The sequence below is a fragment of the Bacillus sp. BD48 genome, from assembly GCF_046566805.1.
Classification (GTDB): domain Bacteria; phylum Bacillota; class Bacilli; order Bacillales; family Bacillaceae; genus Bacillus; species Bacillus safensis.
This window is the reverse complement of sequence record NZ_JANGFM010000003.1, coordinates 174699-186034: the sequence shown is the minus strand read 5'-3', so window position 1 is coordinate 186034 and position 11336 is coordinate 174699. Positions and strand designations below refer to the sequence as shown.

The following is an 11336-nucleotide window of genomic DNA, read 5'->3' as shown; positions in this document are numbered from 1 at the left end:
GTAGAGTTGAGCAGAGATACGATACTTCTATTTAATCATACTGCCTAAAAGAGTAACCCTCTTTTAGGCTTATTTCGTATACTCATACAAACCCTCTATATGTCCCCTCATTCTCCTTAATACCATTTAAGGAGTGTGCTTATGAATTCCCAATCAAACCTGACCCAATTTTTAAAGGACAGTGAGTCCCACAAAACGATCCCAATTGTTGAAACCATTACAGTCGATACGCTCTCACCAATTCAAATTGTTGAAAAACTCAAACAAGATATTGTGTATTTGCTAGAAAGCAAAGATGAGACTTCCAGCTGGTCGAGATATTCCTTCATTGGATTGCACCCGTTTTTAACCTTACATGATGACCAAAATAAATACATTGCACGTGACGCTGCGGGGCAGGAAGTCATGCAAAAGCAAGAGCTGAAAGAACTGCTAGATTGGATGAAAGAGCAATATCAAATCAAAACGCCAGATATTGATATCCCATTTACAGGCGGGGCTGTTGGGTACTTAAGCTACGATCTGATCCCAACCATTGAACCTTCTGTCAAGCCTCACCGCAGCGCATCGACGACAGAAAATTGCACATTATTTGTCTGCCAAACGATGATTGCTTTTGATCATGAAACAAATCATGTTCATTTTATCCAGTACACCCAGCTAACCGGACATGAAACAGAAGACGAAAAAATACGCGCTTACAAAGAAAATCAAAAGCAGCTTGAACAGATGATTCACAAGCTCCATTCAAAGGTTGATATGAAAGAACTGATTTTATCAGGGAATTTGAATGAGCCGCCGTCCTTTGAACATGTGACGTCAACCTATGAAAAAACGCAATTTTTAAATGATGTAGAAAAAATCAAAGAGTACATTCGAGCGGGTGACATTTTCCAAGGCGTACTCTCGCAGCGATTTGATATCCCTGTGTCAGTGAGTTCATTTGAGTTATACCGCGTGCTTCGGATTGTGAATCCATCTCCATATATGTATTTTATGAAATTAAAAGATCGTGATTTAGTCGGAAGCTCGCCAGAACGATTAATTCATGCCAAAAACGGGCACCTAGAAATCCATCCTATTGCAGGCACAAGAAAACGAGGAAGAACAAGAGAAGAGGATGCTGAGCTAGCAAGAGAGCTGCTTGAAGATGAAAAGGAAAAAGCGGAGCATTACATGTTAGTGGATCTTGCCAGAAATGATGTAGGCCGTGTGGCAGAATACGGCAGTGTGTCCGTACCGACCTTTACAAAAGTAGTGAATTTTTCACATGTCATGCACATCATCTCCATTGTGACAGGAAAGCTAAAGCAGGATACACATCCAGTCGATGCGCTCATGTCCGCTTTCCCTGCAGGTACATTAACAGGTGCACCCAAAATAAGAGCGATGCAATTACTAAATGAAATGGAGCCTGAGCCAAGGGAAACGTATGGCGGCTGTATTGCCTATATTGGATTTGACGGCAATATCGACTCCTGTATTACCATTCGTACGATGAGCGTCAAAAATCAAACCGCTTCTATACAAGCAGGGGCCGGCATTGTGGCTGATTCTGTCCCGGAAAATGAATGGGAAGAAACTTGTAACAAGGCAGGAGCACTTCTGAAAGCCATTCAGCTTGCGGAACATATTTTCTCAGAAAAGGAGAGTGTGCAGGATGAATCACCGACTATCAGCTCTTGTTAATGGAGGCTTTCTATCAGAAAATGAAGCAAATAAACTCATGCATGATATGATGAGCGGCTCTTTAACAGATACTGAAGTCGCTGCAAGTCTCTCGATTTTAGCGCATAGAGGAGAAACCGCTGAAGAAATGACAGGCTTCGTGAAAGCCATGCGGCAAAATGCAGAACCAATGGAACAATCGCTTGATGTTGTTGATACTTGCGGCACAGGAGGCGATGGACTCTCCACCTTTAATATATCAACTGCTGCCGCCATTGTCGCGTCCGCTGCTGGAGCCAAAATCGCCAAACACGGAAATCGATCAGTTTCTTCTAAAAGCGGGAGTGCCGATGTACTAGAGTGTCTTGGGATTCACATTCAATCCACACTAGAAGAAACAAGAAGACAAATACAAGAGAAAAACATGGGCTTTTTATTTGCCCCCTTGTACCATTCATCTATGAAACAAGTAGCCGCAGTCCGCAAGCAGCTCGGCTTCCGGACAGTATTTAATCTATTAGGCCCGCTTTGCCACCCAATGCAAGCCAAAAAGCAAATCATTGGTGTTTACTCAAAGGAAAAGGCGAAATTAATGGCAAAAGCTCTTGCGCCGTTAGAGCCAGAACATGTGCTATTTGTTTGCGGAGAAGATGGGCTGGATGAATTAACGATTACTGCAAATTCATATGTGATTGAACTCAAAAAAGATGTCATGACAGAATATACACTCAATCCAGAAGACTTTGGGCTGCAAAAAGGACATTTATCAGACATTCAGGTCCAATCACCGGAAGAGAGTGCCGAATTGATTCAGAATATATTGAATCATCAAACAGAAGGGGCGCCGCTTCATATTACAGCCCTGAACGCTGGAGCGGCTTTATATGTCGCAGGGAAGTCAGAAAGCCTCATGGCAGGAACATTAAAAGCGTTTGAAACAATTAAAAATGGTGCAGCCAAAGAACAATTGGCTCGTTTAAAACAAAAAACGAAGGAGGAAGAGATCTATGCTTAATCAAATCATTGCCCGCAAAAAAGAACATATCCAAACATTGCAGTTACCAGAGGATGGACACTTTGAAAGACGATCATTTAAAGAAGCACTCATGAATCCTCATCGCTCTATTGGTCTAATTGCTGAGGTGAAAAAAGCGTCTCCTTCCAAAGGAATCATTCAACCGAATTTTGATCCATTACAAACAGCAAAAGCTTACGAAAATTCAAACGCTGATTGCTTATCTGTTTTAACGGATGAACCGTTCTTTCAAGGGAAAAACGAATACTTGTCCCTCATTAAAAAACATATCGATCGTCCGATTTTAAGAAAAGATTTCATCATTGACTCTATACAGGTAGAAGAGTCAAGACGTATAGGAGCAGATGCCATTTTATTAATTGGAGAAGTACTTGAGCCGCAAAAGCTGCACGAGCTCTATGCTGAAGCAAAAGAGAAAGGCCTTGATGTCCTTGTCGAAGTACATGCAGCAGATACACTCGAAAATATTTTAAAGTTGTTCACTCCTGAAATCATTGGAGTGAACAACCGGAATTTAAATACATTTACAACAACAGTTGAACAAACAAAAGAGATCGCACCACTCGTTCCAAGCGATGTCTTACTAGTGAGTGAGAGCGGTATTCAAACATTCGATGATCTAACCTTTGTGAAGAAACATGGAGCGGGTGCAGTTCTTGTGGGAGAATCCTTAATGAGAGAACAATCACAAGAAAAAGCCGTTCAGACATTGTTTGGAGAATGAACAGGATGAAGCCTTATTTAAAATATTGCGGGGCAGTGTCACAAGAAGATGTGGAATGCATTGCGCAGTCTCACGCAGATGCCATCGGATTTATTTTTGCTCCAAGTAAAAGACAAGTCCAGCCAGATCAAGTGAAACAATGGCTCATCCAAACAAAGTGTGAGAAAAAAATTGCCGGTGTATTTGTAAATGAAAAGATTCAAAAAGTGTGTGACATCACAAAACATATTCCTTTAGATATCGTACAGCTTCATGGAGATGAAACACTAGATGACGCAAAAAAAATTAAACAACAAACAGGGGTTGTCGTTTGGAAAGTGTTCCATCACGAGCCCAATGTCACAAGTACGCTCGAAAAAATGACGGCATTTGCGCCTGTTGTCGATGGCTTCCTCATTGATGCGAAAGTAAAAGGAATGAGAGGCGGCTCTGGAAAAGCTTTTGCTTGGGAGGCGGTGCCTGCATACGTTCAGCAGGCAAAACGGCTGGAGAAAACTTGCATAATTGCAGGCGGTATTACACCAGAAACGGTAGCAGAGCTCCTTGGCTATGGTCCAGAAGCGATCGATCTTTCAAGCGGAATAGAAGAAAACGGGAAGAAAAGCAGCGCCAAGATCGAAGCGCTCGAAGAAAGGATGTTAAATGATGTACGCATATCCAAATGAGATTGGCAGATACGGAGAATTCGGAGGGAAATTTGTCCCGGAAACGCTCATGCAGCCACTTGCAGAAATCGAGCAGGCATTTCGTGAATTAAAAGAAGACCCTGCTTTTCAAGCAGAATATGTATCACTACTTCGAAACTATTCAGGAAGACCAACTGCGCTTACATATGCTGACCAATTATCAGCATACCTCGGCGGCGCAAAAATCTATTTAAAAAGAGAAGATTTAAACCACACAGGTGCTCATAAAATTAACAATGCGCTTGGGCAGGCCCTGCTTGCGAAAAAAATGGGGAAATCAAACATCATCGCAGAAACAGGCGCAGGTCAGCACGGAGTAGCTGCTGCAACGGTGGCCGCAAAGTTCGGGCTATCCTGCACGGTATTTATGGGAAAAGAAGATGTGGAAAGACAATCACTCAATGTCTTCCGAATGAAACTGCTTGGCGCTGAAGTCATACCTGTCACAAGCGGGAATGGCACATTAAAAGATGCGACCAACGAAGCCATCCGCTATTGGGTTCAGCACTGCAGTGATCATTTTTATATGATCGGCTCCGTTGTAGGCCCTCATCCGTATCCTCAAATCGTCAGCGAGTTCCAGCGGATGATTGGTGATGAAGCAAAAGAGCAGCTGCTTGAAAAAGAGGGCAGGCTTCCTCATAAAGTCATTGCCTGTGTCGGCGGCGGGAGTAATGCCATTGGAATGTACCGGGCGTTTTTAGATGAAGAGGTAGATATCATTGGTGTAGAGGCTGCTGGAAAGGGAATCGACACTCCGCTCCATGCTGCAACCATCACGAAAGGAACAAAAGGAGTGATTCACGGATCTTTGACCTATTTAATCCAAGACGAATTCGGCCAAATTATTGAGCCATATTCTATTTCTGCTGGTTTAGATTATCCGGGAATTGGACCAGAGCACGCATATTTACATGCGAGCGGACGGGTTCAATATGTGAGTGCGACAGATCAAGAAGCACTAGATGCCCTAAAGCTGCTGACTGAAAAAGAAGGAATTCTGCCAGCAATTGAATCTGCACATGCGCTAGCCAAGGCGTTTGAGGTAAGCAAGACGATGAATGAAGATGAAATCGTTCTTGTCTGCCTGTCAGGAAGAGGCGATAAGGATGTGCATACATTAATGAACGTGCTTGAAAGTGAGGGGAAAACAAAATGATCACATTTCAATTAGAGCAAGGAGAGAAATTATTTATCCCATTTATCACAGCAGGAGATCCATCAGAAGACATCACGATTGATTTAGCTATCTCCCTTCAAGCAGCCGGTGCACATGCGATTGAACTTGGTGTTCCTTATTCCGATCCACTAGCGGACGGTCCTGTCATCCAAAGAGCCTCCAAGAGAGCTCTAAATCATGGCATGAATATCGTAAAAGCGATAGAATTAGCAGGGAAGATGAAAAAAAACGGTGTAAAAATTCCTGTAATTCTATTTACGTATTATAATCCTGTGTTACAATTAGACACAGAATACTTTTTCGCTTTACTGCGCAAAAATCATATTTCGGGACTCTTAACACCCGACTTGCCTTTTGAAGAGAGCAGCGAGCTGCAAAAGAACTGTCAAACACATGGCATTTCATATATTTCACTCGTTGCACCAACAAGCAAGGAACGATTAGTAAACATTGTAGAGCAGGCAGAAGGTTTTGTGTATTGTGTTTCATCTCTTGGTGTAACAGGTGTCAGGCAATCCTTTGACGCGTCAATTACAGATTTTATTCAACAAGTGAAAAAGCTGAGTCACATACCGGTTGCAGTTGGTTTTGGCATCTCAACAAGAGAGCAGGTAGACTCAATGAATAAACTGAGTGACGGTGTCGTTGTAGGCAGTGCACTTGTGAAAAAAATTGAAGAGCTTCAAGAACAATTGCTAGCAAGTGATACACGTCAAGAGGCTTTAAGAGAATTTGAAACATATGCAAAAACATTTAGTCCCCTCTATTCATTCAAATGAGGTGAAACATTTTGCAAATCAAAGATCAATTAAAACAGCTAAAACCGTATCAACCTGGGAAACCAATTGAAGAGGTCAAAAAAGAATATCAATTAGACAAAATTGTGAAATTGGCTTCAAATGAAAACCCTTTTGGATGTTCCGTACATGCAAGAGAGGCGATACAGGCTGAGCTCGAACATTTAGCGATTTATCCAGATGGATACAGCGCAAGTTTAAGAACGGAGCTTGCTGAGTTTCTTCAAGTAAGTGAAAAACAATTAATTTTCGGGAATGGCTCAGATGAACTTGTGCAAATTATTGCGAGAGCATTCCTTGACCAACATACAAATACCGTCATCCCATCTCCATCTTTTCCGCAATACCGTCACAATGCAGTGATTGAAAAGGCGGAAATTCGAGAAGTGTCTCTTTTAGATGGAGGAGCTCATGATCTGAAGGGCATGCTGGATGCGATTGATGAAAACACGAAGGTTGTTTGGGTGTGTAATCCAAATAACCCGACAGGAAATCATTTGTCACAATCTGAGCTTGTGGCGTTTTTAGACGAAGTGCCAGCTCATGTGCTTGTTGTGCTAGATGAAGCGTATTTTGAATACGTTTGTGCTGAAGATTTTCCAAACAGTTTATCTTTATTAAAAGCTTATCAAAATGTCATTATACTTCGAACATTTTCTAAAGCGTATGGACTTGCAGCGCTTCGAGTAGGCTACGGAATTGCATCAGAAAAGCTGATTACTGCCATTGAACCAGCGAGAGAGCCGTTTAATACTAGCCGTATCGCTCAGGCAGCTGCACGTGCAGCGATCAAAGATCAAGACTTCATTCAATCATGCAGACAGAAAAACGAAGCAGGTCTCAAGCAATATCAAGATTTTGCTGACCGTTTTGGACTATATATTTATCCATCTCAAACAAACTTTGTGCTGATTGATTTTAAAAGAGATGCAGATGAGTTGTTCAATGCATTATTGAAAAAAGGTTACATTGTTCGTTCAGGGAAAGCACTTGGTTTTCCGACTTCTTTACGTATTACCGTCGGAACAAAAGAGCAAAATGAAGAAATTCTAAGTACACTTGCCGATTTACTGCAAGGCATTCGTGCGTAGCATAACCATAAAGTCATATCCTAAGACAGGATATGGCTTTCATTGTACCAACCTCAATACATATAAGCTGTTGAAATAGCTTGTTTAATTTTCGCGAAAAATCAGGTGATGAATATGAATGATGCAAATGAAACAATATTAATCGCTGGACTCGGTTTAATTGGAGGGTCCATTGCACTCTCAATTAAAAAAGAGCATCCTCATAAAAAAATTGTAGGATTTGATGTTTCCAAAGAGCAAATGGTTGCTGCAACAAAGCTGGGTATCATTGATTTAGCCGCTGATTCGTTTATGGCTGGTTTGGAAGAATCTTCGACCATTATATTGGCAACACCTGTCCAGCAAACAGTGAAGATGCTTAGTGATATTGCCGACTCTGGAATTGAAAGAGAGCTCACGATCACTGATGTCGGCAGCACAAAGCAAAAGGTCGTCCATTTTGCTGAAAGAGCACTGCCTAAGCATTACCAATTTATTGGTGGACATCCAATGGCAGGCTCTCATAAGTCAGGTGTTATTGCAGCGAAAGACTTTTTATTTGAAAATGCGTTCTATATTTTAACGCCTGCAAAGGAAACAAACCGTCAAGCTGTTGATCGGTTGATGGATTTGTTAAAGGGGACACATGCTCATTTCATCGAAATGACACCAGAAGAACATGATGCTGTGACAAGTGTTATCAGCCATTTCCCTCATATTGTTGCAGCCAGCCTTGTGCATCAAGCACATCATTTTGAAGAACAATTCCCACTTGTTAAACGGTTTGCTGCTGGAGGCTTTCGTGATATCACACGAATTGCTTCAAGCAATCCTGCAATGTGGCGGGATATCCTGCTGCACAATAAACACAAGATTTTAGACCGTTTTCATGAATGGAAAAAAGAGATCAACCGCATAGAAACCTTCGTACAGCAAGAAGATGCTGAAGGATTGTTCTCTTATTTTCAAGATGCAAAGGAATATCGCGATGGACTTCCTTTAAGGAAAAAAGGAGCCATTCCTGCTTTTTATGATCTGTATGTCGATGTTCCGGATCACCCTGGGGTCATTTCGGAGATCACAGGTCATCTAGCAAGTGAAAACATTAGTATTACAAATATCCGTATTATTGAGACGCGGGAAGACATTAATGGGATTTTACGCATTAGTTTTCAAACAGATGGCGACCGCAAGCGTGCAGAAATCTGTATAAAAAATAGAGCGAATTACGATACATTTTATGCTGACTGAGGTGACAAACATGAAAATTCATAAAAATGCTCCTATGAATGGAGAAATTCATATCCCAGGCGATAAATCTATTTCACATAGATCAGTGATGTTTGGTGCAATTGCTAATGGGACCACAGTAGTGAAAAACTTTCTTCCTGGAGCGGATTGTTTAAGTACGATTGATTGCTTTAGAAAGATGGGCGTTGAAATTGAACAAAAAGGGACAGATGTTGTCATTTATGGTAAGGGACTGAAAGAGCTCAAGGAGCCGTCTGACATTCTTGATGTGGGTAATTCTGGTACAACCATTCGATTAATGATGGGAATATTAGCTGGTTGTGAGTTTCACAGTACACTAATCGGTGATGAGAGTATTGCCAAAAGACCAATGAGACGAGTGACGGGTCCGCTTAAACAACTAGGAGCCAAAATAGACGGCAGAGCAAATGGCGAGTTTACACCACTGTCTATTCGTGGCGGTCATTTAAAAGGAATCTCTTATGAGTCTCCAGTGGCAAGTGCACAAATTAAGTCGGCTGTCCTTTTAGCTGGACTTCAAGCAGAGGGAACAACGACCTTAACTGAGCCTCATAAATCAAGAGATCATACAGAAAGAATGCTCTCTATGTTTGGTGTAAAACTAGATGAAGATGAACAAAGTGTTTCCATTGAAGGCGGCCAAACATTAACAGCAACAGATATATTTGTTCCAGGAGACATCTCTTCAGCTGCATTTTTCCTTGTAGCTGGATCTATCGTTCCTAATAGCCGGATTGTTTTAAAAAATGTCGGGCTAAACAAAACAAGAACGGGTATTATTGATGTGCTGAAGCTTATGGGTGCAAACCTTGAGATCAATGAAGTAGATGCCAAAGGCGGAGAACCGTATGGTGATTTAACGATTTCTACCTCATCATTAAAAGGGATTGAAATTTCTGGTGACATGATTTCAAGACTCATCGATGAAATTCCGATTATTGCGCTTCTTGCGACCCAAGCAGAAGGAACAACGATCATTAAAGATGCTGCTGAGTTAAAAGTAAAAGAAACCAATCGAATTGATACAGTCGTATCAGAACTAAAAAAACTCGGTGCTGATATTGAAGCAACAGATGATGGTATGAAGATTCATGGTAAAACTACACTTCAAGGCGGCGCGGTCGTCTCAAGTTACGGAGATCACCGTATCGGTATGATGCTCGGAATTGCCGCATGTATAACAAAGCAAGCAATTGAGATTGAGGATACAGATGCTGTTCGTGTCTCATACCCAAATTTCTTTGATCACATTGAATACTTAACGAAAACAGTCTGAGGATGTCCTCAGGCTTTTTCTTTCCTTTTGCATATTTGTCAGAAATATAGCATAGCTTGTCTCAAGGTGAAACCTTGAAAAAAATCATTTTGATCGATAAAAACAGTGCCTGCAGTTTACAAATCATCAGTTTCGTAAAGGATGAAATGAAAAACAGTCTTTAAAACACAAAAATGGGTTCATTTTAAAAGAGCAACATATTTGCTGGATGTGTACCTGTCGATTATGATATGAAGTAACAATAGTTTAGGTTTTTGGAAACAGAAAGGAATTGTTTGATTTGAATAGTTCATTACAAGAAGCCATAAAATTAGTTGAGGCGGGTGAGACTGAAAAAGGACTCCAAACACTTGCTCAAGCAGAGAAGCATTTGCATGATGAAGAAAAGGCGCAGGCAGCTCAGTTATATTATGATTGGGGAGATATCGATAAAGCACGGAATCTCATCAGTGATTTACATGATTTATATCCAGAAGAAACAGGTTTAACGTGTTTTTATGCAGAGCTATTGATTGACTCTGATGAAGAGGAGAAGGCGATTGCAGTATTAGAAACGATTCCTGAACATGATGATGCATACCCAGAGAGTTTATTGTTAATGGCAGATTTGTATCAAATGCAAGGACTATTTGAAGTCAGTGAACAAAAGCTTTTAAAAGCGAAAGAACTACTGCCGAATGAAGCCATTATTGATTTTGCATTAGGTGAATTGTATTTTTCTCAAGGTCTTTCAAAAAAAGCGGCAGATTATTTCTACAAAGTGGCAGCTCAGCAGCATGAAGTTGGTGGTGTCAATGTGTATCAGCGGCTCGCTGAATCACTCAGCACAGCTGGGGAATTTGAGGATGCACTTGAATGGTACGAAAAGGCAGTAAAAGATCAAGCAGACCCGAATACTCTTTTTGGCTACGGATTTACAGCGATGAGGGCTGGCAGAACGAAAACAGCCATTCAGCAGCTTACAGAACTGAAAGATATTGATCCGTCTTATTCGTCACTTTATATGCCTTTAGCGAAAAGTTATGAGGAAGAAGGACTATATCACGAGGCTTTAGAGGTAGTAAAAGAGGGTATTAAAGTTGATGAGTATAACAAAGAATTATATTTATATGGTGCCAAGATTGATTTGAAAAATGGGGATTCAGAAGATGCGAAAAAACTGCTTCAAGAAGCACTTGCTCTCGATCCGGGGTATATTGAAGCAGTTCAAACATTGCTTGCGATCTATTTAAATGAAGAGCTGTTTGATGACATTCTGGATGTTATTAAAGAGGTTAAAAGCTTTGGGGAAGATGATCCAAAATGGAATTGGTATGCTGCATCTGCTTCTGTCGGGCGAGAAGAATACAAAGAAGCTGCCGAGTATTTCAAGCTTGCCCTGCCTGATTTTGATGAGGAGCGTGACTTTTTATATGAATACGCTTCGTTCCTTTTAGAAGAGGGCAGACAAAAAGAAGCATTGCCGTTATTACGCAAAGTTCTTGAGAAAGATGGCACGAATGAAGAAATTGAAGAAACGATTTTAAGAATTGAAGACGAAATTTCCTTATAGTTTGCAGGAATGAAGAACTGGTTTGTTGAATAATTCATGTATAGCAATTTAATTTACGATAGAGGAGGGAATAAC

General features: G+C 41.0%; 10 protein-coding genes. All 10 read left to right on the top strand.

Features of this window, described 5'->3' with window-relative positions:
• The first annotated feature begins 141 nt into the window (after positions 1-141).
• A complete protein-coding gene (gene trpE / locus ACLGGR_RS10860) occupies positions 142-1689 on the top strand; it encodes an anthranilate synthase component I (RefSeq protein ID WP_410973075.1) in 1548 nt (515 codons plus the stop codon).
• Positions 1661-2683, top strand: a complete 1023-nt coding sequence (gene trpD / locus ACLGGR_RS10855) for an anthranilate phosphoribosyltransferase (protein WP_410973074.1) — start codon at positions 1661-1663, stop codon at positions 2681-2683. Before trpE ends, trpD begins: the two co-directional genes overlap by 29 nt.
• Positions 2676-3428: an indole-3-glycerol phosphate synthase TrpC gene (gene trpC, locus ACLGGR_RS10850; RefSeq protein WP_410973073.1), complete on the top strand. Its 753-nt coding sequence runs from the start codon at positions 2676-2678 to the stop codon at positions 3426-3428. The genes trpD and trpC overlap by 8 nt, the downstream gene beginning before the upstream one ends.
• Positions 3425-4093 carry a phosphoribosylanthranilate isomerase gene (locus ACLGGR_RS10845; RefSeq protein WP_410973072.1) on the top strand — a complete coding sequence of 223 codons (669 nt, stop codon included), beginning with the start codon at positions 3425-3427 and terminating at the stop codon, positions 4091-4093. The genes trpC and ACLGGR_RS10845 overlap by 4 nt, the downstream gene beginning before the upstream one ends.
• On the top strand, positions 4074-5273 hold the full coding sequence (gene trpB, locus ACLGGR_RS10840; RefSeq protein ID WP_122631040.1) for a tryptophan synthase subunit beta: 1200 nt from the start codon (positions 4074-4076) through the stop codon (positions 5271-5273). Before ACLGGR_RS10845 ends, trpB begins: the two co-directional genes overlap by 20 nt.
• Positions 5270-6073 carry a tryptophan synthase subunit alpha gene (trpA, locus tag ACLGGR_RS10835; RefSeq protein WP_323647684.1) on the top strand — a complete coding sequence of 268 codons (804 nt, stop codon included), beginning with the start codon at positions 5270-5272 and terminating at the stop codon, positions 6071-6073. The genes trpB and trpA overlap by 4 nt, the downstream gene beginning before the upstream one ends.
• Positions 6074-6084: 11 nt before the next feature.
• Positions 6085-7182, top strand: coding sequence for a histidinol-phosphate transaminase (gene hisC / locus ACLGGR_RS10830; protein WP_410973071.1), 1098 nt, complete (start codon positions 6085-6087; stop codon positions 7180-7182).
• Positions 7183-7296: 114 nt separating this feature from the next.
• Entirely contained in the window at positions 7297-8412 is a 1116-nt protein-coding gene (locus tag ACLGGR_RS10825; RefSeq protein ID WP_410973070.1) for a prephenate dehydrogenase, read from the top strand.
• A gap of 10 nt (positions 8413-8422) precedes the next feature.
• On the top strand, positions 8423-9709 hold the full coding sequence (gene aroA / locus ACLGGR_RS10820; protein ID WP_251216622.1) for a 3-phosphoshikimate 1-carboxyvinyltransferase: 1287 nt from the start codon (positions 8423-8425) through the stop codon (positions 9707-9709).
• Between the two features lie 280 nt (positions 9710-9989).
• A complete protein-coding gene (locus ACLGGR_RS10815; RefSeq protein ID WP_323647678.1) occupies positions 9990-11261 on the top strand; it encodes a tetratricopeptide repeat protein in 1272 nt (423 codons plus the stop codon).
• Positions 11262-11336 lie beyond the last annotated feature (75 nt).

Excerpts from the sequence above, each read along its gene's own strand:
- trpE (WP_410973075.1), top strand. The coding sequence starts at position 142 with ATGAATTCCCAATCAAACCTGACCCAATTTTTAAAGGACAGTGAGTCC.
- trpD (WP_410973074.1), top strand. The coding sequence starts at position 1,661 with ATGAATCACCGACTATCAGCTCTTGTTAATGGAGGCTTTCTATCAGAA.
- trpC (WP_410973073.1), top strand. The coding sequence starts at position 2,676 with ATGCTTAATCAAATCATTGCCCGCAAAAAAGAACATATCCAAACATTG.
- ACLGGR_RS10845 (WP_410973072.1), top strand. The coding sequence starts at position 3,425 with ATGAACAGGATGAAGCCTTATTTAAAATATTGCGGGGCAGTGTCACAA.
- trpB (WP_122631040.1), top strand. The coding sequence starts at position 4,074 with ATGTACGCATATCCAAATGAGATTGGCAGATACGGAGAATTCGGAGGG.
- trpA (WP_323647684.1), top strand. The coding sequence starts at position 5,270 with ATGATCACATTTCAATTAGAGCAAGGAGAGAAATTATTTATCCCATTT.
- ACLGGR_RS10825 (WP_410973070.1), top strand. The coding sequence starts at position 7,297 with ATGAATGATGCAAATGAAACAATATTAATCGCTGGACTCGGTTTAATT.
- aroA (WP_251216622.1), top strand. The coding sequence starts at position 8,423 with ATGAAAATTCATAAAAATGCTCCTATGAATGGAGAAATTCATATCCCA.